The organism is Flavobacterium psychrotrophum, assembly GCF_003403075.1.
GTDB lineage: Bacteria > Bacteroidota > Bacteroidia > Flavobacteriales > Flavobacteriaceae > Flavobacterium > Flavobacterium psychrotrophum.
In genome coordinates this window covers 3,992,539-4,018,320 of the sequence record NZ_CP031557.1, presented here as the reverse complement: position 1 = coordinate 4,018,320, position 25,782 = coordinate 3,992,539, and the positions used below count along the sequence as shown (strand labels likewise).

Sequence of the window (25,782 nt, the reverse complement as noted above, 5' to 3'; positions counted from 1 at the left end):
ACAATGAAAGATACATTTTACGCATACATACAACAGTTACAGGATACCATAACGTCTAAATTAGAAGAAGCAGATGGCAAGGCTAAATTCCGTGAGGATATTTGGCAACGCCCCGAGGGCGGCGGTGGGCGTACCCGTGTTATAGAAGGCGGCAACGTTTTTGAAAAAGGCGGGGTAAACATTTCTGCCGTGCATGGCGAACTCCCAAAGGCCATGCAGGCCTATTTTGGTGTGGGCGATGTCGATTTTTTTGCCTGCGGGCTTAGCCTGGTGTTGCATCCGGTTAACCCTATGGTGCCTACGGTACATGCCAACTGGCGCTATTTTGAAATGTATGATAAAACCGGAGCTGTTGTAAATAGCTGGTTTGGCGGAGGGCAGGACCTTACACCATACTACCTGTTTGATGAAGATGCCGCGCACTTTCACCAAACCTGTAAAACAGCCTGCGACAAGCACGACCAGGAATTCTATCCACGTTTTAAAAAGCAATGTGATGAATACTTTTGGAATGCCCACCGCAATGAAGCACGCGGTATAGGCGGCCTGTTCTTTGACCATTGCAAGGCAACGGAAGATTTTGGCATGGAACAATGGTTTGCTTTTGTGAGCGAAGTAGGTAATAGTTTCCTTGAGGCGTATGTGCCCATAGTGCAAAAAAGAAAAGATATGCCATACACGCCGGCGCAACGCACCTGGCAGGAAATTCGCCGTGGGCGCTATGTAGAGTTTAACCTAGTGCACGATAAGGGTACGTTGTTTGGTCTTAAGACCAATGGGCGCATTGAAAGTATACTAATGAGCTTACCACCACACGTGCAGTGGGTCTATGACCATCATCCTGAACCGGGAAGCGAGGAGGAACGCCTGATAAATATTTTGGCACAACCAAAGGCATGGGTATAAAAAATTTTATAACAGCATTGTTTTCTGTTTCGGGTGCCTGTATAGCACAAACCGATACACTAAGTAATGCTTATTATAAAAAATATGACAATGTAATAGCAGTACAGGCATTTACCCTGAGCACCTCTAATAGTTTTACCCTGGATTACATTCAGGATGATACCACGCTAAGCATGAATCCTAATTCTAAGACTACGCTGGGTGTGGCAGTACAATACGATATCATTTCGTTCAGCCTTGGCTTTTCGCCAAAGTTCTTTAATGAGAACCGCGACAATAAAGATTCTAAAATGAGGTCGTTCAGCTTTAACCTGTTTCCCGGCAGGTTTATGCAGCACTTTGACCTGTATTATCAAAAAGGTATTACGGTATCTCAGGATGATGGCGCTGGAATTTACTTACCCGGCCTAAAAACATTAAAGGTGGGCGGGAGTACCTCTTATTTTTTTAATAAAAATTATTCGTTTACCGCATCGTCGTTCCAAAATGCAAAACAGCTAAAAAGCGCCGGCAGTTTTGCACCTGTATTGTCTTATTACTACACCGAATTTAATTCGGCAGGCGAGCCGCTTATAGCAGACGATAAAATGTATTATGTAGACGTAGCCCTGGCGCCGGCTTATTATTACAACTGGGTTATTGGTAAAAACTTTTTGTTGTCGTCAGGAGCATCACTTGGCGCAGGCTTTACCACAACGGTAGATGATAACACTACTACAAACCTGCTTATTAACGGGTCGTTGCTCCTTGCGCCCGGCTATAATGGCGAGCGCTGGTTTGGCGGGCTCAATGCGCGTGCATCATTTTTTACGCACGGCAGCCAGAGTAATGTACAGCTAAGCGATATTATAGGCTATACCACATGGTTTATAGGATATAGATTTGATGAACCCAAATTCTTAAAAAGGGAACGTATTAAAGTAGAAGAGAAGTTTAAAAAGGAACTGTAATTAGCCGTTTGGCAATTTAGAAATAACATATAAAATAAAATTCACTGTTTTTCCTGCACGGTTTTTGATGACTATGGCAGGCGGCGGCAAAATAGAAACACACCCATGAAAGGAGTATTATTAGTAAACCTTGGTTCACCGGATAGCCCAACGGCTAAGGATGTAAAGCCTTACCTCGACGAATTTTTGATGGATAAGTACGTTATAGATGTCCCTTTTTTGCTTAGGGCTTTACTGGTACGTGGCATTATACTGCGCAAGAGGCCGGAAGAATCTGCCCATGCCTATGCTAAAATATGGTGGGATGAGGGTTCTCCGCTTATTGTACTGAGCAAAAGGCTTCAGGATAAGGTAGCGCCAAATGCCGATGTGCCTGTAGCACTGGCCATGCGCTATGGTAAGCCGTCTTTAGAAACAGGGCTAAAAGAGCTTGCAGACAAAGGTGTTACCGATGTGTTGCTGTTTCCGTTATACCCGCAGTATGCTATGGCGAGTACTATGACCATAGAGGTTTTGGCAGAAGAGATCAGGGCTAAGAAATTTCCGCAGATGAAGCTTACCAATGTGCCTGCCTTTTATAATAATCCTGATTATATTGATGCACTTGCCAACTCTATTAAGCGTGGGCTTGAAGGCTACGATTATGATAAGCTGGTGTTTAGCTACCACGGTATACCGGAAAGGCATGTGCGTAAGACAGATGCTACTAAATCGCATAAAAAATTCACTACAGATGTAATGTGCTGTACGCCGGGTACACCTGCGGCGGCATTTTGCTACCGTACCCATTGTTACGAAACTACCCGCCTTGTGGTAGAAAAGCTTGGTATCCCTAAAGATAAATATTATCAAACCTTTCAAAGCCGACTGGCCGGAGATAAATGGCTGGAACCATATACCGATGTTGAGATAAATAAAATGCCGGCAAAAGGCATTAAAAATATAGCTGTGGTAACCCCCGCTTTTGTGGCAGACTGCCTGGAAACGCTTGAAGAAATAGGTATGCGTGCCGATGAAGACTTTAAAGAAAATGGCGGAGAGCACTTTAAGACAATTCCCTGTCTTAATGATGATGCCCAGTGGGTAGCCACCGTAACAAAATGGATAAACACCTGGGCCGCTACAGGTAAAGTATTAAATTAATGGAGTTAACATCCAGAGACCTTGCAAAAAAAGATATTAAAGGGTTGCTCATTAAACAGAGCATCCCCTCATCTGTAGGTATCTTGTTTATGAGCGTAAATGTGCTTATAGATACCATTTTTGTAGGCCGCTGGATAGGTTCGCTTGCCATAGCTGCACTATCGGTAGTAATGCCCATTACGTTTTTTATATCGTCGCTGGGCATGGCCATAGGGGTAGGAGGCAGCTCGGTTTTATCGCGTGCATTAGGCGCAAATGATAAAAATAAGGCGATAAGCACCTTTGCCCACCAGCTTATGATGACGCTAATTATAGCATCATTGTTTGTAGCTGCAGGGCTGTTGTTTACCGATAAGATATTATATGCCTTTGGCGCAGCCGGAAAAATAGTACAGCCTGCTAAAGAATTCTTTTTCCCGATATTGCTTGCAGTACCGTTTCAGGCACTAAGTATGATGGGTAATAACGTTATACGTGCCGAAGATAAGTCGAAGCACGCTATGATAGCCATGATAATTAGTACGGTGGCTAACCTGCTGCTTGATATCCTGTTTATAAAAATACTGGGTATGGGGGTGTTGGGTGCTGCCATTGCCACAGGGTCATCATTTGTACTTTCGTTCTTTTATATCGCGTGGTTCTTTATTTACAAAAGCGAGCTGAAACTAAAATGGCACAACTTTATCTGGGACAAAAAAATATCGTGGGAAATCATTTCCATGAGTTTTGTAACCTTTGCCCGTCAGGGGGTTATCAGCGTGCTTAATGTATTACTAAACCATACGCTGTATGCGCAGGGTGGCGAGGCGGCCATAACCATTTATGGCATTGTTAGCCGTATGCTTATGTTTGCGCTGTTTCCTGTTTTAGGCGTTACACAGGGTTTTCTGCCCATTGCCGGATACAATTACGGAGCCAACAACAAAGAGCGCGTACGCGAAAGCATTCGCCTGTCTATACTTTATGCTGGCGGACTTGCAATTTTAATATTTGTGGTCATAATGGTATTGGCAAAACCCATAGTGGCAGTATTTACGACTGATGCTCAAATTATAAAAGAAACGCCGGGTGCACTGCGCTGGGTATTTGCGGCATCGCCCATTATTGCGGTACAGCTGGTTGGGGCGGCTTATTTTCAGGCGGCGGGTAAAACGGTTAAGGCACTTTTGCTTACCCTGACCAAACAGGGTTTTTTCCTGATACCGCTGGTACTCATACTGCCGCAATATTTTGGCCTTTTCGGTATCTGGATCGCATTTCCCATTGCAGATATATCGTCTACAATAGTAACAGGCATTTTTCTGAAAAAGGAAATGGCTACGCATCTTAAAGAAATTTAATGGTAATTTAAAATATGAGAAGTGTTGTTTTTTAGTGCTTTAATACTAAATTCGACATAAAAAGCTATGAAATTTAAAATTACCTTACTCTTATGCAGTCTTGTGCTCTATGCAGCGCAAGCACAGGAAACTCCGCAAGAGGCGTATTCCTCTGTTGTTACACTCAGCCTTTTGAACCCTACTTTTAGTTATGCTCCGCGATATAATGTGGGGTATATGCATAAGGTAGCGCCAAGGTGGTGGGTGGGGCTGGAAGCTGGCTATGGCAATTATGGCAGCTCTTTTGGTATGGGAGCTCAAAGCGATAACCGTGTTAATAAAGATTACCGTATTTTTGAGGTTAGGCCCGAGGTGTTTTACAGCCTTCGCAACCACGGAAAGATAAAGCACCTGGTTTCGGCAGAGGTGTTTTACATCAATCATACAGACCATTTTACCAATAACAGATATTATGGCCCGGGTGGCTATCCTGCTTACCGGTATGATGAAGCCGATTTTAAACGCATTAAAACGGGATTGAATATTAACTATAACCTGTTCTTTTATTTTTCTGAAACGGTGGGCCTTATCTGGAAAACAGGATTAGGGATAAAAAATCGCGATGTAACTTACAGGAATGTAACTAATAAAACAACTTTTGATAATAGTGGCGATGATGAACATTTTGCATGGTTTGGCGAAGATAAATTCCTGAAACAATCTGGTGCTGAAACAAATTTTAACTTCAACATGGACCTGAAATTGTTTTATAAATTTTAAAAAAGTAATGGACTATAATTATATAAAATCGCTGCACCTCATATTTGTAATAACCTGGTTTGCCGGGCTGTTCTATATTGTGCGGTTATTTGTGTACCACATAGAGGCAAACAGTAAGCCTTCGCCCGAAAAAGAAATACTCATTAAGCAATATAAGCTTATGAGTTACAGGCTGTGGTATATCATTACATGGCCATCGGCAGTGCTGGCGAGTATTTTTGCCTACTGGATGATTTTCTTTACCCCTACGGGTAATGCCTGGCTTACCCAGCCGTGGATGCACGTAAAGCTGTGCTTTGTGTTTCTGCTGTACCTGTACCATTACAACTGCCACAGGATATTTAAACAATTACAAAACGATGAGGTAAAACACACTACAGGTTTTATGCGTTTGTGGAACGAAGGTGCCACGCTTATTTTGTTTGCCGTGGTTTTTTTAGTAATTTTAAAAAATGCCATCAACTGGATCTATGGTGTGGTGGGCATTATGGCATTCAGCATTTTATTAATGCTGGGCTATAAATTTTATAAAAAGATACGGGAGCGTAACAACTCCTAAGGCATGAAAGAAAAATTTAAAATAAAACGCTGGTCGCTACGGGTAAGGATATTTTTATCGCTTATCCTTATTACCCTTATCGCATCGTTTTTGATAGCGTTTGTTTCTATTTACCAGTTTAAAAAAGAGGCTAAGGAATACCACGAAGACCGCCTGGAGCGCAAAGAAAATTCCATAAAGGAACACATCAGCTATGTACTTGCTAATACTACCTATCCGCTGAGTACAGAGAACCTGCCGCTTATATTTCGCGACCGCATACATGAGCTAGCAAACATTCATGGTACCGAGATCAATATTTACGACCTCGATGGTAAGCTGTTAAAGTCCAGTAAGGCGGCATTTTCTGTAGATACCATCAACCAGGATATTACAGAGCCCGTACTGCGTGTTATTCGTTCTACTGCCGAAAAACGCTTTGTAGACCTTAAGACCACGCTGAATAATAAGAAATTCAGGTCTTCTTACAGCTATATTAAAGATACCAAGTTCAAACCGCTGGGCATCCTGAACCTGCCTTACATTGAAGACGATGGCTACTACGAAAAAGAGATTAGCAATTTTATAGCCCGCTTTGTACAGGTATATTCGTTCATGCTGCTTATCTCGGTTATCATTGCCTATTTCCTGAGCAGTTACATTACCAAGTCCATCAAAGAAGTCAGCGACCGTATAAAGGAAACGCGCCTTAACGAGGTGAATGAGAAGATACACATGGGCGACACCCCGCAGGAAATTAGCCTGCTGGTAGATGCTTACAATAACCTGGTAGACGACCTTGATGAAAGTGCTGCACTGCTGGCACAAAAGGAGCGTGAGGAGGCCTGGCGCGAAATGGCCAAACAGGTAGCCCACGAAATTAAAAACCCGCTTACGCCGATGCGCCTTACCGTGCAGAGCTTCCAGCGCAAATTTGACCCAAGCGACCCTAAGATACATGAAAAGCTTGCAGAATACAGCAATACACTAATACAGCAAATTGATACCATGACGGCGGTAGCATCGGCATTCAGCAACTTTGCATCGTTGCCGGCGCAGCAAAATGAGACGCTTAATGTGGTAAAGATCGTGCAGCTGGCACTGGAGATATTTAATGAATGCTACATTACCTTTCATGCCGATGAACCACAGATCATTACCCGTATGGACCGTACACAGCTGATACGCATTATTACCAACCTGGTTAAAAATGCCACACAGGCCATGGACGACCACCAGCGGGAGCCTAAGGTAGATGTGCGCGTGTACCGCGAAGCCGGTCAGGCAAAAATCACGGTAACAGATAATGGTAAGGGCATTACTGTAGAAGATAAAAGCCGTATTTTTGAACCTAAGTTCACGACCAAAAATAGTGGTATGGGGCTTGGCCTAAGCATCATAAGGAATATAGTAGAGAGTTACCACGGGACCATTAATTTTAAAAGTTCGGCGGGGGTGGGTACCACTTTTTATGTATCGCTGCCCATAACTACGTCAGAAAACGAAACACAAACAGAACATACAAACTTCTAACAAACAAAAAACATGGCATACGAAAACATTACGGTAACTGCCGAAGATAACATAGGCATCATTACCATAAACAGGCCAACTAAGCTAAACGCGCTTAATAAAGAAACCATTGTAGAGCTGCACGATGCCTTTGAAGCATACGACCAGAACTCTTATGTAAAGGCTATAATCATAACAGGCAGTGGCGAAAAAGCTTTTGTAGCCGGTGCAGACATTGCTGAGTTTGCCGATTTTAATGTAGATGAAGGCGAAAAGCTTGCTGCCCTTGGCCAGGCGCTTTTGTTTGATTTTGTGCAGGATCTTAGCACGCCGGTTATTGCTGCCATTAATGGTTTTGCACTGGGCGGAGGTTTAGAGCTTGCTATGGCTTGCCATTTCCGTATAGCGTCTGATAATGCAAAGATGGGCTTGCCGGAAGTATCGCTTGGTGTAATTCCCGGATATGGCGGTACGCAGCGCCTGCCGCAGCTTGTAGGTAAAGGCCGCGCTTTTGAAATGATAATGACAGCCGGTATGGTTACCGCACAGGATGCCCTGGCATGGGGTCTTGTAAATCACGTAGTGCCGCAGGCAGAATTACTGGATCTTGCAAAAAGCATAGCGGGTAAAATCATTAAAAACTCTCCTGTTGCAATTTCAAAAGCTATTAAGGCTGTTAACGCCGGTTTTGAAGATGGTGTTAATGGTTATAACCAGGAGGTTAAAGGCTTTGGAGAGGCCTTTGGTACCGAAGATTTTAAAGAAGGTACTACAGCGTTTCTTGAAAAAAGGAAACCTGTTTTTCCGGGTAAGTAATTAGCTGTAGACAGAAAAATTTAATTGCCCCGTTATGGGGCTTTTTTTATGGACAGGAATAAAATGTTAAAGTTAAAATGGATTTTTATACTTTTGGCAGAAACCAATCTAAACGAATATGAACAAGATTTTCCTGGGCGTTTTATGCACTCTTTTTTTTTTAACCTCAAGCGCACAGAATATTCCCTGTAAGCTGCAAAAGAGCGAGGTATTTGAAGATAAATACAAGCATTCCGAAATCGTTTCTGTTGATGAGGATGAAGAGGGCGGTGTGGTTATAGTGCGTTCCTATCAGGGAGGCCTTTTTCATTTGGCTTCGTCAGGCTACTATTTTGAGCATTATGACAAGAATATGAAGCTTATAAAAGAATATGAATATCCTCTTGAAGAACGCGGTAGTGTGTTAGGTATTACTGTAAAAGGTGCGAAGGTTAATATTATTGCATTTATGTATAATAAAGAGGATAGAGCCTATGTGTGTAGTGCAAATACTGCCAACCTTTCTGATTTTGTATTTACGCCTAAAGAACTTTTCAGGTTAAAACGCGAGGAGCTAAAAAAGAACCGCATGGGCGTCAATAGTATGTTTGCCGGATATGATAAAGACAACCGTGCAATAATGCTGGTTAACAAAAACAAAACAGCATTTAGTATCTCTATAGATATGGATGATAAAGAAGAGCATAATAAGTTACATAAAATATATGTTTACGATTTTAACCTCGATCTTAAAATTGACCATACGTTTAAAAGGGATATAAAAGACTGGAAATTTCAACATGAAAATATAGATGTAAGTGCAGATGGCAATGTCGTTTATCTTTTAGGCAAGGTGTATACAAAGGAAACGAAAGAGAAGGAAGAGGGTGGAAAATACAGATATGAATTAACCCGTATAACAAAAAGCGATAGTAAAACACAGGTGTTTAATGTTCAGGAACATTTTGCTGCTTCATTAAAAGTATTGGTAAAAAAAGACAGGATAGCCTGTGTAGGTTTTTACAGTGATCGTAAAGATACCCGTTTTAAAGGGCTATGTTACTTTGATATGGATCCCGTTAATCTAGATATTGCAACAAGCAAATTCAGCCCTTTTACAGAACAGTTTATGGTTGATAAGTATGGTAAGAATAAAGACGGGGAGCTTAAAAATATTACTTTTAGAGATATGTTTCTTGCAGATAACGGGGATATAGTTTTTAATGCCGAAGAACATTATGTTACCGTATCGCATAATATGGGCATGAACGGAAGTATGGGGTATGCTAATTATTTTTTTAATTATGATGATATTATATCTGCCAGGATAAGCGATGGTGGTGAACTCTTATGGGCACGCAATATAAACAAGAGGCAAAGTACAGACGGAAGTAATCCTTATGTCTCATATTCGTCAATAATTAAGGGAGGTAATACATTCTTTTTTATTAACACTGCTGATAAAGTTAAAAAGCTAAAAAATGAGCGCATACAATTTAACCAAAAGAGCCCTAACAGGTCTAATCTTAATGTGATACGCATAGGACAAAATGGAGATTTTGATTATCAGATACTTTTGGCTGATGATGAAAATGAGGTGCCCTTTATGGTAATGCTGGGAGCTATATCTAAACAGAATAATTCACTGTACTTTATAGGTCGTAAAGGCAGAAATAAGCAACTTCTAAAAATAGCGGTAGAATAGTGCAATACTATCTAAAACAAAAATGGCTGCTCCATGATTTGGAGCAGCCATTTTTGTATTTATTTACAGCTGTTGTATTCTTTCATCAGGCTGATGAGGTTATCTTCAACCTTAAGGTCGAGGTTGCCTCCTGAGAGTTCGCTCACTACGCTTTTACATTTTGAAAGGTATTCTGATAACTCTACAGACAGTTTTTCGTTACTGCGTTTGTCTATCATCTGGCCTTCTTTTTTGTCTTTTATCTTTACAACATAGATACCGCCCTCTACCGGATCTTTAAGCACCAGGTTACCATTACTCTCATATACGATTTGGTAAAAGTAAGCATTGCTAAAACCTAACGACATGGCATTTGAAAGCTTTTTCAGGGCATCGCCCTTTACTTTCATGCCCAGGTAACAGGTTTGGGTACCATCGGTATTAGTTACACAAAAACGTGCGCCGTCAGATGCGTTTAAGGTTGCGGTGCGTTCCTTGCCTTTTTCGTTCAGGTATTTTACAGATACTTTTTTGCCATAGTTATCTATAGCATCTACTACTTCTGTATTTCCGGTTTCGTTAATATCCAGTTTCTGGAACTGTGCCGTAACAGTACCGCCTTTGTAGGTTACACCTTTTTCGTCAATAGCATAGCCCGGCTTGTTATAAATGTTAGCACTGCGTTCTTTGGCAAGTTTTACTTTTTCGTTATACAGTTTGTTTTCGTACTGTTTTGCCTGGTGCCCCAGTACCATATCGCGCGATACAAGCTCCTCAACCAGTTGGGTCAGGAACAGAGCATTGTCTGTATCGGTATAGCGGCGTTTTGCCTTGTAAGTAAAGGTGTTTTTATTAAATAGCGTAACATTAATGTCATTATTCCCATTTCCGGTTATCTCGGCGCTTGCCACGGTAATGTTATCAAGGTCAATAACCCTTATAGGCTGGTTACTGCCCATATGGTTGTACTTTATCGGAATCACCTTACCCATAATTTTAGTACCCATTTGCCCACCTGCAACTACGGTATTATCACCTTTTACAAACGGACGTACCGCAGCTACCTTAGCGGCATATTCCTGTTGGCTTACTTTTGCATCGGCATTGGCTTCCGTCATGCTTTTCATGTACTTTTCACTCAGGTTATCGCGCTGCACGCCATAAAATTCCTGAAGTTTAGCCTGATTGATTCCCGAAGTATCTATAAGTCCGTATTTTTCAGACAGCAGTTTGGTAACGATTTTTGAAGAGTCAAACGACATTTGCAATACCTCATACGGAATCTCGCTGCTTTGCGATCCGTCCGGGCTGCTTATCGTTAGCCATTGGTATAACACTTCTTTATCCTGCATGAGCTGGTTGTAGCGCGCGGTAAATTGCTTTGTTTTGTCAAGACTTGAAAAAACGTAGTCGCTACCTGTTTTTTTTAGCAGGCAGACTTCCTTTTCATCAAAAAGGACTTTTTCTCCTTTAATCTTTATTTTTTGCGAAAGCGCCGCTACCGGAAGCAGTAACAGCAATAGTAAAATTTTTTTCATGTGGCTGGTTTTTAATGTTGGAGGCTAAGATAGCTTATTTTTTGAAAATCAGCGCGTTTAGGTCAAAATCAATACGCATTGATAATATATGCCGACTCAAACCATAGCACAAAAAAATAGCTGCCCTTTTGTTGGGCAGCTATTCGTTTTATAAAAAAGTAAGATGATTACAAGTCAAATTTAATACCCTGCGCTAATGGCAGCTGGGTACCGTAGTTAATGGTGTTGGTTTGCCTGCGCATGTAAGCCCTCCAGGCATCGCTTCCACTTTCGCGGCCGCCACCGGTTTCTTTTTCGCCGCCAAAGGCACCACCTATCTCAGCTCCTGAAGTACCAATGTTTACGTTGGCAATACCACAGTCAGAACCCTGCTGCGAAAGGAATAGTTCCATTTCGCGCATATTGTTTGTAAATATCGAAGACGATAAGCCTTGCGGTACACCGTTCTGCATTTCAATAGCCTCTTCAATATTGCTGTATTTCATTACATATAAAATAGGTGCAAATGTTTCGTGCTGTACTATTTCAAAGTGGTTTTCAGCCTCAATAATGCATGGCTTTACATAACAGCCGCTTTCATAGCCTTCGCCTTGCAGCACACCGCCTTCTACCAGTACTTTGCCGCCTTCGGCTTTAGCCTTTTCAATAGAAGTAAGATATGCCTCAACAGCAGTCTTATCAATAAGCGGGCCTACGTGGTTGTTACTATCCAGTGGGTTGCCTATGCTAAGCTGGCTGTACGCGCTCTTAAGTACCTCTACGGTTTTGTCATATACACTTTCGTGTATTATAAGCCTGCGCGTAGTAGTGCAACGCTGACCTGCAGTACCTACTGCGCCAAATACAGCACCTACAAGTACCATGCTAATATCTGCATGTTCACTAACTATAATGGCATTATTGCCACCAAGCTCTAATATGGTTTTTCCAAAACGGCCGGCCACCACCTGGCTTACGTGCCTGCCCACGCGGGTAGAGCCTGTAAATGATACCAGAGGTATACGTTTGTCGTTATTGATTAGTTCGTTACAATCTTCACCGGTTACAAGAGAGAATACACCTTCAGGCAGGTTGTTTTCTTTTAAAACTTTCTGGATGATGTTTTGGCAGGCAATACCACACAACGGCGTTTTAGATGATGGTTTCCATACGCAAACGTCGCCACATATAAGTGCCAGCATAGAATTCCAGCTCCATACCGCTACCGGAAAGTTAAAGGCAGATATAATACCTACAATACCCAGTGGGTGCCATTGCTCATACATACGGTGGCTTGGGCGCTCGCTATGCATCGTAAGGCCATACAGCTGGCGCGATAATCCTACGGCAAAATCGCATATGTCTATCATTTCCTGCACCTCGCCAAGGCCTTCCTGCAGGCTTTTACCCATTTCGTAGCTTACCAGTTGTCCCAGGGCATCTTTATGCTTACGCAGCTCGTCGCCCATCTGGCGTACAATTTCGCCACGCTTAGGTGCCGGTACCAGCCTCCATGTTTTAAAAGCAGCTTCGGCTTTAGCCATCACAGCCTGGTAATCGTCCGGTGTAGAAACCTGTACTTTCGCGATCAGCGATCCGTCTACCGGAGAAAACGAACTTAGCAATTCGCCGTTCGCAAAACTCTCAAGGCCGGTAGATGTGCCTTTATTTGTTTCAGTTATCCCCAGTTGGGTCAGGGCTTTTTGTATGCCGAAAACATCGGTAAGTGTTGCCATTTTGTAACTTTTTTACTGTTTGTTGTTATAATACACAAATATAAATCTTTTTTAGGTGTGTTTACAGAAATATTCGCAAAGAAAGTATTAGTTCGGGTTGTAACACAAAGTAACGCAAAGAAGGCACGAAGAAACGCAAAGTTTAAAATTGAAAATCGTACATAAAGAACCACAAAGCCTTGCGAAATTTTTTATATTTCTTTGTGCAACTTTGTGGCTTCTTTGCGCATCTTTGCGAAACAAATATTCTAAAATGGAAACCGAATTTAAAATTACACGCCGCCTGCGCGAATTGTTCGATAAATATTTTGAAGATTATACGCTGGAGCAGCTTAATAAAATACCTGTAGGATTTAACAACAACCTGATCTGGAATATTGGTCATGTTTTGGTGTCGCAGCAATCGTTGGTGTATAAAGGGAGTAATACACCACTAAATGTAAGCGATGAACTTGTAGCCATGTATGCCCGTGGCACCAAGCCCGAGCGCGATATTACACAGGCTGAAGCCGATGTAATAAGGGAATTGTTATTTTCTTTAGCCGAAAAGACAGAGCAGGATTATGCAAATAGCTTATTTACCACCTATAATGCCCGCAAGAGCGAAATGGGCTTTTCGTTAGATACGGTTGAAGATGCCATAGCCTTTAACAACCACCACGAGTCGCTGCATCTGGGTATCATGATGCAGTTGAGGAAGTTTGTTTAAAAATTTACAGCCCGCTTGCCGGGATAGGCAAGCGGGCTGTAAATTTTACTTAAGAAAAGCCTTTGCTTCGCTGTATGGAATTTCTATTTCTTTAGCACCATCGGCAAAAGAGCCAACTTCTACAGCATTATAATACAGCAGGATGCCATTCTTATTGATAAAGATGGCTTCCGGTAGTATAAATTTATCGTTAGGGAAGAACAGGCCTGTTGCATTAATGTTCTTACCTGCGGGTATCTTAAACTTTTCACGGAATTTCTTTTCGGCAAGGGCGGTAAAGCCTTTTTCATCTTTAAAGATATCTTTGCGCGTAAGCGAGTGTCCCGTTTTTGCATCAAACAATAACGAACGGTTACCTTCATAGCCATGAGCACCGCCGGTAAACATATAGTTGTTCAGCTTTATGTTTATAATACTGTCCGTTTGGTACTCAATTGTAGCTTTAATTTTTGCTTCCCACGGCACATCTTCATCAGGGTACTGTTTTTTAAAGTTGTCGTAAGACCCTATAAAAGAATCCATCAGTTCCTGGTAGCTCTTGGCATTGGTAGGCTTTTCGCCAAAGTATACAATGCTGCGCACTACATGGAATATCTTATTGTTTATACTGTCAGACACTGCATCTTTATTATCTGCTTCAGGCACATCAATGCTTACATAGGTTACAGGTTCTTTTCCGGGTAGTTTAGATTTTTCGCGGTACATCTTACTGCCAAAGGTCATTGCTTCTGGCTGGGCTATGCTGTCCTGAGATGATGTGGTTTCCGGGTTTTCTTCTTTGTCTTTCTTACAGGCACTTAGCAGTGTAAGTGCCATTAAGAGTATAAGGGAGCGTTTCATGGGTGTTTGTTTTATTTGTTTTGTAAAGGTTAAAAACAGTTAATGGTGTAACTAAATTACAGTAAATTTGCCGGATAGTATTAGAAAGAAAATCAAGTTTATATGAAATTTAACACAAAAACCATACACGGTGGCCAGCATCACGACCCTTCTACAGGGGCTGTTATGCCACCCGTTTACCAAACGTCTACTTTTGCCCAAAAGAGCCCTGGTGTGCATACCGGTTATGAGTACAGCCGTGCGGCAAATCCTACACGTACCGCGCTTGAAAATGCACTTGCCAGCATAGAGAACGGCGTGCGAGGCCTTGCCTTTTCGTCTGGCCTTGCTGCGACAGATACGGTTATGAAACTGCTAAAGCCCGGCGATGAGGTTATAGCCATGGACGACCTTTATGGTGGTACTTACCGTATGTTTACCCGCATTTACCAGGACTACGGTATTAAATTCCACTTTGTGGATATGAATGATACCGAAAAGTTTCGCAGCCTTATTAATGAGAATACGAAACTGGTTTGGGTAGAAACCCCAACAAACCCGTTAATGAAACTGGCCGATATTGGAGCCATCGCACAAATAACCAAAGAAAAGAGTATACTGTTTGCGGTAGATAATACCTTTGCAACGCCATACCTGCAACGCCCTTTAGATATGGGTGCCGATATTGTAATGCACAGTGCTACTAAATACCTTGGCGGCCATAGCGATGTTATTGCAGGAGCACTTATTGTTAAAGATGAGTCGCTGGGAGAGAAACTGCATTTTGCACAGTTTGCTACAGGCGGTACACTTGGCCCGCAGGATTCTTATCTGGTACTGCGTGGTATCAAGACGTTGCACATCCGTATGGAGCGCCACAGCTTTAACGGACAAAAAGTTGCCGAGTATTTACAAAGCCATCCTAAAGTAGACAAGGTGTTTTATCCCGGGCTTGAAAGCCACCCATATTATGAAATTGCCAAAAAGCAAATGACGGGCGGTTTTGGCGGTATGGTATCGTTTACCTTTAAAGGTGGTGAAAAAGCCGATGCGATCAAATTTCTGGAGAGTGTTGAAGTGTTTACACTTGCCGAATCGCTTGGTGGTGTAGAATCACTGGCTAACCACCCGGCGTTGATGACACATGCTTCTATCCCTGAGCCAAAGCGTAAAGAGATAGGCATTACAGATGACCTTGTGCGCCTTAGTGTAGGTATTGAGGATATTGATGATCTTATTGCCGATATTGAGCAGGCTTTTAACGCTTAGTATAAGTTTTAGTTTTGCCACGAATTACAAGAATCGGCGCGAATTAATTTGTGCAGATTCGTGTAATTCGTGGCTTTGTTTTTTTCAAACCCTTGCTTTATTTTTAGAGAAATATACAAAAACGGCAATAACTGCGTTTTAGCTATATTTGCGCAAATAATTGCCTTCATGAAACTGAGACTCACCGTTGCCCTTTTATTGCTTACCTGTTTTAGCTTTGCCCAGAATCAGGAATGGGGGAGTTATTTTTCGTACACTAACATTGTAGACATTGCACAAAGTAATAATCGTATTTATGCTGCTTCGTCAAATGCTATGTTTTCTCAAAATGTAACATCGGGAGAGCTAAAAACAATAACCTCTGTAGACGGACTTAAAGCAGAAGATGTTACCGCTATATTTTATAGTACTACTACACAACGTATACTTGTAGGCAGCAGTAACGGGCAGTTGCTGGTTGTAAACCCTGATGGCAGCATTAATAATAAAATAGATATTATACAGGAGGCTACCATTCCCGGTAACATAAAAAAAATCAATTACATTTTTGAAAACGATGGTTTGGCTTACTTATGCTGCGATTTTGGAATTGCGGTGTTTAACCTTCGTACATTACAATTTGGAGATACTTACCATTTAGGTCCCAATGGGGCAGAGGTAGCCGTAAGCCAGGCGGCTATATTAAATGGCTACATATATGCCGCTACCTCTAACGGAATGCGTAGGGGGGCATTAAATAACCCTAACCTTAATGATTATAGCCAATGGACTACTTTTTTAGATGGGCCATGGGTTAATATTGTAAATTATAACGGTACACTTTTTTGCAGGCATGGTAACAACCTCAATACCATATATCGCATAGATGGCAATGCGACTGCATATTTTGGAACTACAGAATCTAATATGGTAGACCTGCGTGAAAGTAATGGCTACCTGGTTGCTACTACACCGGTACGTGTAAATGTGTATAACAGCGATTTAGCCTTATACACCCAGATAAACACGGTTGGCGAGCCGGCTACCTTTACCTGTTCGGGCATTGTAGGGCAAAAAATTTACATAGGCACGTCAGATAAAGGGGTGTTTTCTGTAAATATGACTAATTACGCATTCCTGAATATTACCCCAAACGGCCCGCTGCGCAGCAGTATTTTTTCGCTCGAAAAAACGCCCAGGGCTATGTGGGCGGTGTATGGGAGTTATTCGTTTGATTATGAGCCCAAGCTTGAAAAATACGGAGCCAGCAAATATACAGCTACCGGAGGCTGGCAAAACCTTTCTTATGATTTTCTTACCCGTACGGGCACTACTACACAGGATGTTTTGGGTATTAGCGACATTACTGTAAATCCTAAAGATGAAAAATTGGTTTACCTTAACTCTTTTGGGTCGGGTATGCTAAAGCTTAATGATATGGTGCCGGAGGTGTTGTATCGTATAGGAAACAGTGCCCTGGAAAACCAAACCGCAGACCCCAATAGCAGGAGCATAAGGATTAACGGCGGTACCTTTGACAGTGAAGGTAACCTATGGATGACCAACTCCCGTATTGCAAAACCATTAAAAAAGCTTAACACAAGTAACCAATGGTCGTCTTATGATTTTACCGATGTTATAGGCCAGGCAAACCTTTCTAAAGAAGAGTATGGCAAGATGGTTATAGACCGCAGCAATACAAAATGGATTCCCGGTTTTACCTCGGGCCTTATAGCGTATAACGAAAATATGGGGCCTAAGTTTATGCGTATTACCAGCGATACCGGCCTGCCGTCTGATTATGTTACCTGTGTGGCTCTGGATAACAGTAGCCGCCTGTGGATAGGTACGGCGCGCGGCCTGCGTGTTATATATAGTACGTCGCGTTTTGAAACCGAAGACAAATTAGAGGCTTCGCAGATTATTATACTGGAAGATGGTGTAGCACAAGAGCTAATGTATGAGCAGACCATTAAAGATATAGAGGTAGATGGTGCCAATAATAAATGGATCGCTACTGCCGATGCCGGTGCTTTCCTTGTATCGCCTGACGGACAGGCTACCTTATACCATTTTACCAAAGATAACTCTCCGCTACCCAGTAACACTGTTAATGATATTGCAATAGATAATGCTACAGGTGAGGTGTTTTTTGCTACAAATAAGGGTATGGTGTCTTTTAAAGGCACATCTACCCAGGGTGCAGGCGACCTTAGCGGTGTTTATGTGTACCCTAACCCGGTGCGCCCTAACTTTAACGGCGATGTAAAAATTACTAATCTTACTGATAGTGCTAACGTAAAGATTACCGACATTGAAGGAAACCTTGTTTACGAGGCCACCAGCGAAGGTGGAACGGTGTTGTGGAATACCACGGCCTTTGGTAAATATAAAGTGCGTAGCGGCGTTTATATGATCTTTATTTCTACCGAAGATGCTACCGAAACTGCCGTTAAAAAGGTAATGGTGGTAAGGTAATTAGATCCAGAATTATAGATTGTTATCCATAGAAACGAGATTTTGTTCTACGACGTCGACTAGTCTTTTTGCTATTTCTTCACCCAGGATTTGTTTTGCTTCATTATGGGAGCAAATTCCTTTTATTGTAACATTCCCTGTAATATCTATAGTGCCCGTAACAGTACCGTTAATCTGTGAAATTGCGGGTTCGCCATCATAAAATACACCATCGGTTTTAAAACCATGTAAATGGTAGTTAACGGTTGCTTTCGTCTTAAATTCTGAAGCTTTGTAGAGCGGTACCCATGCAAAAAGAGTGCTTAAACCAGCTACATTAATGGTAAGTGTATCGCCTTTGCCGCCTATTTTGTATACTATTTCATCATCTATTTTTACGTTTATGGGAGCTTCACTTGGTAACCTCTTGCCTTCAATCCTTAAGGGGGCTAATATGGTAGTGATTGTGCCTGTATTATTTTTCCAATCGGTATGAATATTAACTTTGACGTTGGATTTCAAAAGGTAAAAGTCAAGTACATCTGTTTCCCTTAATATACTGATTAGTCCTAACATTATCCCGATAACTATTGTGGCTTTGGTATAGGTTTTCATACCGCTAAAATAAATAAAAAACCCGGCACAACTGTACCGGGTCTTCATCTATCATCTTATGTCTGCAAGTCTTACTACTTAATACTCGCTACTTAATACAATTTAATCGTTCAGCTTAAGCACGGCCATAAACGCTTCCTGCGGTATCTCGACGTTGCCTACCTGGCGCATACGCTTTTTACCTTTTTTCTGTTTTTCAAGAAGTTTACGCTTACGCGATATATCACCACCATAACACTTAGCGGTAACGTCTTTGCGGAGTGCCTTAACGGTTTCGCGGCTTATTACCTTAACACCAATGGCTGCCTGGATAGGAATATCAAACTGCTGGCGCGGGATAAGCTCCTTAAGCTTTTCGCACATTTTTTTACCAATGTTGTAGGCGTTGTCTTCGTGTATCAGGGCAGACAGTGCATCTACAGGCTGTGCGTTTAGCAGTACATCAAGACGTACAAGTTTTGAAGTACGCATGCCTATAGGAGAGTAGTCAAACGAAGCATATCCTTTAGATACCGTTTTTAGCCTGTCGTAAAAATCGAATACAATCTCGGCAAGCGGCATATCAAAGGTAAGCTCTACACGCTCTGTAGTAAGGTACGTCTGGTTAGTAATCAGTCCGCGTTTTTCGATACAAAGGCTCATAACGTTACCCACAAAGTCAGCTTTGGTAATAATCGTTGCTTTAATATATGGCTCCTCTACATGGCTTAGTTTAGACGGCTCAGGCAGGTCGCTCGGGTTGTTTACGATAAGGCCTTTTTCAGGCTCTTTCTTGGTATATGCAAGGTACGATACGTTGGGTACCGTAGTAATAACCGTCATGTCGAACTCACGCTCTAAACGTTCCTGGATAATTTCCATGTGCAGCATCCCTAAGAATCCGCATCGGAAACCAAAGCCCAGTGCCGCCGAACTTTCAGCAGCAAAAACCAGTGAAGCATCGTTAAGCTGTAGCTTCTCCATAGAGTTGCGCAGTTCTTCATAATCTTCAGTATCTACAGGGTAAATACCCGCAAATACCATAGGCTTTACATCTTCAAAACCACTTACCATATTTTTGGTAGGGTTTTTAGCATCGGTAAGCGTATCGCCCACCTTAACTTCTTTAGCCTCTTTAATACCTGAGATAAGGTAGCCAACGTCTCCGGCGCTAACCTCTTGCTTAGGTACCTGGTTTAGTTTCAGGGTGCCAATCTCATCGGCATAATATTCATTGCCGGTAGCCATGAATTTTATCTTCTGGCCTTTTTTTATCGATCCGTTCTTAACACGGAAGATAACCTCGATACCACGGAACGGGTTATATACAGAGTCAAATATAAGTGCCTGTAGCGGCTCTTCCGGGTCGCCCTTAGGTGCCGGAATGCGCTCTATAATGGCAGCAAGTATGTCTTCTACACCAAGGCCTGTTTTGCCCGATGCCGGAATGATGTCCTCAAGCCTGCAGCCCAAAAGGTCTACAATATCATCGCTTACCTCTTCAGGGTTGGCGCTTGGCAGGTCAATTTTATTAAGTACAGGAATAATTTCCAGGTCGTTTTCCAGTGCCAGGTACAGGTTACTTATAGTTTGTGCCTGTATGCTCTGGGCAGCATCTACAATAAGCAATGCACCCTCGCAGGCGGCTATAGAACGCGATACCTCATAAGAGAAGTCTACGTGGCCCGGGGTGTCAATAAGGTTCAGGATATATTCCTGCCCCTTATACGTGTACTCCATTTGTATGGCGTGGCTTTTTATGGTAATGCCGCGCTCACGCTCCAGGTCCATATTGTCCAGCAGCTGTGCCTGGCTTTCGCGTTTGGTAACGGTTTGCGTGGCATCAAGCAGGCGGTCTGCCAGTGTGCTTTTTCCGTGGTCAATATGTGCAATAATGCAAAAATTCCTAATATGCTTCATCTTCGTCTGTTATCAGTCTTTTTCAGGGAATGCGGTACTATAAAGGTACGCGAATTAATCGGCAAATATAGTTAAAGTTAGCGAGTTGCAAAGGGGTTTGGTGGCAAATGTAAAAACACAAAGCACATGTCTGGGGAACATGTGCTTTGAAGGAGTAAATTAAACAGTAGTTAAGCTTATGAAGGCTTAAATTTAACAGGGGCTAATATAGCACTTTTTTGCTTACCGAGCCTTTAACCGTATTCACTTCTACAATAATTAACTGTTGTTGAACCATAAGGCCTGTAATTACTGTATCTGTGCCGTTAACTTTTGCATTGCTGTAAAGTTTTCTGCCGTGTATGTCATAAACATTTACACTTGTCATTTCTGCTGTACCTGTAGTGATATTAATGTTGTTACCATCTTTGTAAACCATAACTGTATTTGCTATAGCAGTAGGGTTATCTACACCTGCGGTAACACCGTTAGTATACGTTACCTCAAACCTGTCGTTAAACACACCTGCTTCTGTAGTAAAGCTATAGCTGCGTGAAGATATCTCTCGGGTAATGCCTTCTACTTTATCTTTCAGGTATATTTTTTGATACTGGGCAAAGATACCGTCTACGTGGTCTAGTGTTAGTGTGTAAGTGCCTGCTGTTGTTGCATTGTAACCTAACTGAACAATATCTGTAGCTTCAAAGCCCGGCCTGGCCTGTATGCTTAGCTTAGTATCTGCTGCAACGGTGTATACTGATACAGATGCAGCATCTGCAATGCTTTTACCATCAAAACCATAATCAAGTGCTGTAGTAGCGCCATCTATATAAGCAACTGCTGCCTGGCTAAACGCATTTGCAGTATTGGTAAGGTTTAACCAAAGCCTTGAGGTTGTATTTGCAGCCTCTCTTAAAAATGCCTGCCCGTTAGTTTGCGGAACGGCAACCCTCATGCCATTGTTAAAGGTAAGTTTAGGATTTGTAAGGCCTGCTGCTGTTTTTACAATAAAGCCCTGTCCCTGAGATAGTGTCCATGTGTTGCGGTTGCCGCTAAAGTAACCTGCCTGCTCCTGTCCGCCGTTAGCATAAGATGCCGGTGTAGAGCCTGTTGTGCTTACTGTGCCATTGTTTGCAGTAAAACCTGCAAGGGTTACAGTTACATAAGAAGATACTACTGCATCATTCTTTTTTCTCCAAAGGTAAATACCTGTACCTGTTTCAAGTTTTCCTGCGTTTGCAGCAAAAAATGCTTCGATGTTTATAGGTGATGCATAAGGGTTTCCTGTAGCTGTAAACCTGTTGTTTTCTACAGACATTGGTACTTCTATGGTTCCGTTAAAAGGCGTACCTGTAAATACACCGTGGTGTGTTAGCGTTGTTGTACCGGCATTGTATCCCGGAGTATTATCTGCGTTTGGCATACGGATAAGGAATCCTTTTGCTGCTGTAAAGCTTGTTGCTGCATCTACAGACCAGTAACCTTCTACACCCACACCAGAAGTGTTCAGCGCATATTTATATTCGTAAAAGCGGGTTGCGCTGGTGTTTTGAGAAAATGACAGAAGCTGCTGTCCTGCTACAGGAGAAGACCATAGTGTATAATCAAGCCTGTATAATGGGTTGCTGTCGCGTTTTACTGTGATGATGCCATTGTTTACCGCCTCGTTGTCCTGTACAAGTGCACCGTTGTTCTCTACTACAAATGAACCTGTAGTTGCTACAGTAACCTCGTTTACTACTTGTATTGTACCGCCTGTTGCTACTTTTAAAGCTGCTCCTTCGTTTACATTTAGTGTGCGTGCATGTGCAGTACCATCGTTATTTACAGTAGGCTGGTTAGGAGCCGATGCCGGTATTACTACATCTACTACGTTTGTAGGGATAAGGTTGCAAGACCAGTTAGAAGCTGTGTTCCAGTTTACAGATGTTGTACCCAGCCATGTGTAGGTAGTGTTTACCGTTACAGTAACCACTCCGGTTGTAGCTGCGTTGCATACGCCGCTGCTTACTGTAGCCCTGTAATATGTAGTAGCGGTAAGTACAGGTGTTGTTAGCGTTGCTGCTACAGCGCCATTAACATCAGACCAAATATTGTTATCGGCAGATTTTTGCCATTGTATAGAACCTGAGTAACCGCTAACGCTTACCGATGTTGATGTGCCTGAGCATACTGTTTGATTTTCGCTAACAGTACCTGCAACTGCTGCAGCATTAACCGTTACTTTAACCGTTGCAGATGTTGCCGTGCTGCATGCGCCGCTGGTAACTACTGCTTTGTAATATTTTGTAGCTGTAAGGGCTGCTGTAGTGTAAGTTGCTGTTGTAGCACCTGTACCGCCTGTTACATTTGCCCAGCCTGTAGTGCCGTTAGCAGATTCCTGCCACTGTATTGTACCGGTGTAACCGTTTAATGATATAGTTGCTGTGTTGTTTACACATATTGTTTGATCTGCAGATGTTGTTCCTGCTACTGATGCCGGGCTTACCGTTACCGTGCTTACTGATGAGGTTGCTGCACCACAGGTTCCGTTAGTTACATTAGCCCTGTAGTACATTGTAGCTGTAAGGGCAGGTGTAGTGTAGTTAGCCGCATTAGCACCGCTAATGTCTGCCCATGTGCTGTTGTTTGCAGATGACTGCCATTGTATAGCTCCAGTGTTTCCTGTTATAGAAACGGTTGCCGTGTTGCCTGTACAGATAGACTGGCTTGCTGATATTGTTCCTGCTGACGATGTGCTGTAAACCGTAACCGGTATTGCGGCAGAAGTTGCAGGTGCACAAGCTTTACCCTGAGGGTATGCCTGTACATAGTAGTATTTTGTGCCTGCGGTTGCAACAGATGGTGAATATGTTGTACCGGTAGCGCCAGATATTGCAGAACCATCGGCTGTAGAAGTAGATGTGCCATTGTTAGCAGTAGTGTACCACTGGTATTGCGGCGTGTTACCTACAGCGGTAGCCTCCAGGGTGGTAGCAGTGTTTAAACAGGTAGCAGCACTTGTAGTTGTAGTAAGAAATACAGAGTTAAGGTAAGCACTGTTACTAAATGCAGCACCTACACTGTTAGATACAACACAACGATAAATTGCATAATCAGTAGCTGTAATGTTAGTTATAGTAAGTGTAGGGCTTGTAGCTCCTGAAATCCTTCCTCCATTAGTAAGTGCAATACCATTTTTTTCCCACTGGTACGTGTTTGTTTCTGTGCCTGAACTTACAGAAGATACCGTTACGCTAAATGTAGCCGTGTCAGCAGGGCACACTGCCTGGCTAAGAGGCTGGCCTGTAATTTCCGGTGCCGGTATTATAAATGTCTGCCTGTTGTAAGCCATGAAGGCCATATCGTCAGTACCGTTGGTAAGTACTTTAAATTGTGTTACACTTGTCCTGTTTGTTTCAGTGATGCCAAAGTCTGATAGCTTGTAAGCAAGCATCCTGATTTCTCTTGTAGTACCACCCGGTGTTCCTGTACCATTTACAACTGCCGTATTGAAAGCCTGTGTTTGCAGAGTAAAGAAGTCACTTTTGTAAATTCCAAGTCTTGCGACAGAATACATATTTATTTCAACCGGTACACCTACAATATTTCCTGCAGCATCTGTAAAGCAATATGTTGTGAATGAGCTTTGTGTTGGGTCTGCAACCTGCGTTACAAGAATGTCCGGAATTTCATCACCGGCTTTATTTTCAAGAATATTACCTGCAGTAAAACTAAGCGGACTTGTGGAAGGCAGGTTAGTGATACCTGTGCCAAGGCCAAGGCCACGAACGCCATCAATTAGCACATCGCGTGCAGAAAGACCCTGTACAGATGGTGCTGTGTGTATTTGTTGTGTAGCACTACCATCTATAAGGCTTCCTAATACAAGATAAACTTGTGCTCCTGGGTTGTTTCCAGCTATGTTGTTTACCGGTATAGCTCTCCAGTCGCCGGCAGTATATGCTCCGGTGCCGGCATTTGAGCCAAGTACATTGGTAATAGCAGCTTCGCTACCTGTGCTGTAAAGTGTAGTGCCATATTTAAAGGCCATAAGGCTGTGCTGGTTATCTGGCTGCACGTTGCTTGTAGCATAGCCGCTGGTGCCGCCTATGCCACTGCTCCAGTAACCATTGTAGTTTGTAATAATGCGGTCTACCACAGCGTTTGCAGGTGTATGTGCAGGTGGTGTGTAAGTATAAGATATTGCAGTACTGGTATATGTAGTGCCAGATACTATTTTAGATATGCTAAGGTATTTTGTAGCAGCTGCACCGCCCGATGCAACTACTGCCGGTACTACAACTGTAAGCGAAGTAGAAGAGTTAACTGTAGTAGACAGTGCCGGTACTGTAGTTCCGGTTGTTCCGCTAACATAAAAGTTAACCGATGTAGCAGTACCAAAGTTTGTTCCGGTAATGTTCATGGTGGTACGGTAGGTGGCATTTGTGGGAGCTACCACTGTAACCGTAGGTGTGTTCTGAGCCATCATTACTGTAGTCATACACAGTAAAGCTGCTAGTAACCTGAATTTTAAAGTAATTTTTTGAACCCTCATCTTTTTACTTCTTTTTAAATACTGTAGCAAAGAAAGGGCGATTGTAAATGTTAAATTGCTGTTAATCGGCAGCATACGGTTATGTGTCGACAAATGGTAAACTGCTGTATTTTAAAGGTGTTGTAATTGCGTTTTTACCATTCGTCGGGAGTTTACGAAACCCGATGAACAGAAAAAGGCAAGCCGTGTGGCTTGCCCTGAGTATAAAAAAAATAAAAAAATGGATTTAACAAATACGAAAGTGTTTTTTACGTAACTCCCACGGTATAAGATAAAGATCTTTTTGGCGGCGCAAAACTTTACGATATCCTCTTATTAAAGCGTTTTTATTGATGCCCGGCTGTGTTTGTTTTTCTGTAAAATACTTTGTAACTAAAACAGTATCAATGCTATTTGTAATAACTTCTGATTTAGGCTCCTGTTTAATGCTGTTAGCAGACTGGGCTGTTGCCGATGCTGATGCTGTTAAAAGGAAGATGAACAGCGCTGTTTTTAATAAAGTAATTGTAATTGCTTTCATGGTAACTGTTTTAAACACAGTACAAAGTAACGTCTGTTGCAATGCTTTCAGGGCCAAATTTCGACGAATGGAGTGTTGGCTTCGTTCTACAGGCGAAAAGCATAATTGAAAGGTATTTA

At 42.4% G+C, this 25,782-nt stretch carries 19 protein-coding genes; 12 read left to right on the top strand and 7 right to left on the bottom strand.

Annotated features, from left to right (window positions below):
* The first annotated feature begins 3 nt into the window (after positions 1-3).
* The 9 genes from hemF to DYH63_RS17300 all read left to right on the top strand — a co-directional run bounded on the left by hemF (position 4) and on the right by DYH63_RS17300 (position 9,648).
* Complete coding sequence (gene hemF, locus DYH63_RS17340) at positions 4-906, top strand: oxygen-dependent coproporphyrinogen oxidase (protein WP_116789998.1); 903 nt, start codon at positions 4-6, stop codon at positions 904-906.
* Positions 897-1,856 (top strand): DUF4421 family protein, encoded by a 960-nt coding sequence (locus DYH63_RS17335; RefSeq protein WP_116789997.1) that lies wholly within the window; start codon positions 897-899, stop codon positions 1,854-1,856. The genes hemF and DYH63_RS17335 overlap by 10 nt, the downstream gene beginning before the upstream one ends.
* A 105-nt stretch (positions 1,857-1,961) precedes the next feature.
* Positions 1,962-2,999, top strand: a complete 1,038-nt coding sequence (hemH, locus tag DYH63_RS17330; RefSeq protein ID WP_116789996.1) for a ferrochelatase — start codon at positions 1,962-1,964, stop codon at positions 2,997-2,999.
* The gene (locus DYH63_RS17325; protein ID WP_116789995.1) at positions 2,999-4,339 is read left to right on the top strand and encodes an MATE family efflux transporter; all 1,341 of its coding nucleotides are present in this window, start codon (positions 2,999-3,001) and stop codon (positions 4,337-4,339) included. The genes hemH and DYH63_RS17325 overlap by 1 nt, the downstream gene beginning before the upstream one ends.
* A gap of 66 nt (positions 4,340-4,405) precedes the next feature.
* Positions 4,406-5,098, top strand: coding sequence for a hypothetical protein (locus DYH63_RS17320; protein ID WP_116789994.1), 693 nt, complete (start codon positions 4,406-4,408; stop codon positions 5,096-5,098).
* A 7-nt stretch (positions 5,099-5,105) separates the two neighbouring features.
* Positions 5,106-5,657, top strand: coding sequence for a CopD family protein (locus DYH63_RS17315; protein ID WP_116789993.1), 552 nt, complete (start codon positions 5,106-5,108; stop codon positions 5,655-5,657).
* Between the two features lie 3 nt (positions 5,658-5,660).
* Positions 5,661-7,169, top strand: coding sequence for an ATP-binding protein (locus DYH63_RS17310; RefSeq protein WP_116789992.1), 1,509 nt, complete (start codon positions 5,661-5,663; stop codon positions 7,167-7,169).
* Positions 7,170-7,181: 12 nt separating this feature from the next.
* On the top strand, positions 7,182-7,964 hold the full coding sequence (locus tag DYH63_RS17305) for an enoyl-CoA hydratase/isomerase family protein (protein ID WP_116789991.1): 783 nt from the start codon (positions 7,182-7,184) through the stop codon (positions 7,962-7,964).
* A 118-nt stretch (positions 7,965-8,082) separates the two neighbouring features.
* Complete coding sequence (locus DYH63_RS17300; protein ID WP_116789990.1) at positions 8,083-9,648, top strand: hypothetical protein; 1,566 nt, start codon at positions 8,083-8,085, stop codon at positions 9,646-9,648.
* A 59-nt stretch (positions 9,649-9,707) separates the two neighbouring features.
* On the opposite strand, the gene DYH63_RS17295 is transcribed toward DYH63_RS17300, so the two are convergent.
* Together DYH63_RS17295 and amaB are read right to left on the bottom strand one after the other, a co-directional pair.
* Positions 9,708-11,165, bottom strand: a complete 1,458-nt coding sequence (locus DYH63_RS17295; RefSeq protein ID WP_116789989.1) for a hypothetical protein — start codon at positions 11,163-11,165, stop codon at positions 9,708-9,710.
* Positions 11,166-11,332: 167 nt separating this feature from the next.
* The gene (amaB, locus tag DYH63_RS17290) at positions 11,333-12,880 is read right to left on the bottom strand and encodes an L-piperidine-6-carboxylate dehydrogenase (protein ID WP_116789988.1); all 1,548 of its coding nucleotides are present in this window, start codon (positions 12,878-12,880) and stop codon (positions 11,333-11,335) included.
* A gap of 253 nt (positions 12,881-13,133) precedes the next feature.
* Between amaB and DYH63_RS17285 the strand changes: the two genes are divergently transcribed.
* Positions 13,134-13,589: a DinB family protein gene (locus DYH63_RS17285; protein ID WP_116789987.1), complete on the top strand. Its 456-nt coding sequence runs from the start codon at positions 13,134-13,136 to the stop codon at positions 13,587-13,589.
* A gap of 45 nt (positions 13,590-13,634) precedes the next feature.
* Here the strand turns inward: DYH63_RS17285 and DYH63_RS17280 are convergent, their stop codons facing one another.
* A complete protein-coding gene (locus tag DYH63_RS17280; protein ID WP_116789986.1) occupies positions 13,635-14,429 on the bottom strand; it encodes a DUF3298 and DUF4163 domain-containing protein in 795 nt (264 codons plus the stop codon).
* Between the two features lie 102 nt (positions 14,430-14,531).
* Between DYH63_RS17280 and DYH63_RS17275 the strand changes: the two genes are divergently transcribed.
* Positions 14,532-15,677: a cystathionine gamma-synthase gene (locus DYH63_RS17275; RefSeq protein ID WP_116789985.1), complete on the top strand. Its 1,146-nt coding sequence runs from the start codon at positions 14,532-14,534 to the stop codon at positions 15,675-15,677.
* A gap of 168 nt (positions 15,678-15,845) precedes the next feature.
* The gene (gene porZ / locus DYH63_RS17270) at positions 15,846-18,134 is read left to right on the top strand and encodes a type IX secretion system anionic LPS delivery protein PorZ (RefSeq protein ID WP_116789984.1); all 2,289 of its coding nucleotides are present in this window, start codon (positions 15,846-15,848) and stop codon (positions 18,132-18,134) included.
* 12 nt (positions 18,135-18,146) lie between these two features.
* On the opposite strand, the gene DYH63_RS17265 is transcribed toward porZ, so the two are convergent.
* The 4 genes from DYH63_RS17265 to DYH63_RS17250 all read right to left on the bottom strand — a co-directional run bounded on the left by DYH63_RS17265 (position 18,147) and on the right by DYH63_RS17250 (position 25,663).
* On the bottom strand, positions 18,147-18,728 hold the full coding sequence (locus DYH63_RS17265) for a hypothetical protein (protein ID WP_162927079.1): 582 nt from the start codon (positions 18,726-18,728) through the stop codon (positions 18,147-18,149).
* A 102-nt stretch (positions 18,729-18,830) separates the two neighbouring features.
* Positions 18,831-20,627, bottom strand: coding sequence for a translation elongation factor 4 (gene lepA / locus DYH63_RS17260; protein ID WP_116789982.1), 1,797 nt, complete (start codon positions 20,625-20,627; stop codon positions 18,831-18,833).
* Positions 20,628-20,829: 202 nt separating this feature from the next.
* Positions 20,830-25,143, bottom strand: a complete 4,314-nt coding sequence (locus tag DYH63_RS17255; protein WP_162927078.1) for a beta strand repeat-containing protein — start codon at positions 25,141-25,143, stop codon at positions 20,830-20,832.
* Positions 25,144-25,369: 226 nt separating this feature from the next.
* Complete coding sequence (locus DYH63_RS17250) at positions 25,370-25,663, bottom strand: hypothetical protein (RefSeq protein WP_116789980.1); 294 nt, start codon at positions 25,661-25,663, stop codon at positions 25,370-25,372.
* Positions 25,664-25,782 lie beyond the last annotated feature (119 nt).

Excerpts from the sequence above, each read along its gene's own strand:
- hemF (WP_116789998.1), top strand. The coding sequence starts at position 4 with ATGAAAGATACATTTTACGCATACATACAACAGTTACAGGATACCATA.
- DYH63_RS17310 (WP_116789992.1), top strand. The coding sequence starts at position 5,661 with ATGAAAGAAAAATTTAAAATAAAACGCTGGTCGCTACGGGTAAGGATA.
- DYH63_RS17265 (WP_162927079.1), bottom strand. The coding sequence starts at position 18,728 with ATGAAAACCTATACCAAAGCCACAATAGTTATCGGGATAATGTTAGGA.
- DYH63_RS17250 (WP_116789980.1), bottom strand. The coding sequence starts at position 25,663 with ATGAAAGCAATTACAATTACTTTATTAAAAACAGCGCTGTTCATCTTC.
- DYH63_RS17300 (WP_116789990.1), top strand. The coding sequence starts at position 8,083 with ATGAACAAGATTTTCCTGGGCGTTTTATGCACTCTTTTTTTTTTAACC.
- DYH63_RS17335 (WP_116789997.1), top strand. The coding sequence starts at position 897 with ATGGGTATAAAAAATTTTATAACAGCATTGTTTTCTGTTTCGGGTGCC.
- DYH63_RS17280 (WP_116789986.1), bottom strand. The coding sequence starts at position 14,429 with ATGAAACGCTCCCTTATACTCTTAATGGCACTTACACTGCTAAGTGCC.
- hemH (WP_116789996.1), top strand. The coding sequence starts at position 1,962 with ATGAAAGGAGTATTATTAGTAAACCTTGGTTCACCGGATAGCCCAACG.
- DYH63_RS17325 (WP_116789995.1), top strand. The coding sequence starts at position 2,999 with ATGGAGTTAACATCCAGAGACCTTGCAAAAAAAGATATTAAAGGGTTG.
- DYH63_RS17320 (WP_116789994.1), top strand. The coding sequence starts at position 4,406 with ATGAAATTTAAAATTACCTTACTCTTATGCAGTCTTGTGCTCTATGCA.
- DYH63_RS17275 (WP_116789985.1), top strand. The coding sequence starts at position 14,532 with ATGAAATTTAACACAAAAACCATACACGGTGGCCAGCATCACGACCCT.
- amaB (WP_116789988.1), bottom strand. The coding sequence starts at position 12,880 with ATGGCAACACTTACCGATGTTTTCGGCATACAAAAAGCCCTGACCCAA.
- DYH63_RS17305 (WP_116789991.1), top strand. The coding sequence starts at position 7,182 with ATGGCATACGAAAACATTACGGTAACTGCCGAAGATAACATAGGCATC.
- porZ (WP_116789984.1), top strand. The coding sequence starts at position 15,846 with ATGAAACTGAGACTCACCGTTGCCCTTTTATTGCTTACCTGTTTTAGC.
- lepA (WP_116789982.1), bottom strand. The coding sequence starts at position 20,627 with ATGAAGCATATTAGGAATTTTTGCATTATTGCACATATTGACCACGGA.
- DYH63_RS17315 (WP_116789993.1), top strand. The coding sequence starts at position 5,106 with ATGGACTATAATTATATAAAATCGCTGCACCTCATATTTGTAATAACC.
- DYH63_RS17295 (WP_116789989.1), bottom strand. The coding sequence starts at position 11,165 with ATGAAAAAAATTTTACTATTGCTGTTACTGCTTCCGGTAGCGGCGCTT.
- DYH63_RS17255 (WP_162927078.1), bottom strand. The coding sequence starts at position 25,143 with ATGAGGGTTCAAAAAATTACTTTAAAATTCAGGTTACTAGCAGCTTTA.
- DYH63_RS17285 (WP_116789987.1), top strand. The coding sequence starts at position 13,134 with ATGGAAACCGAATTTAAAATTACACGCCGCCTGCGCGAATTGTTCGAT.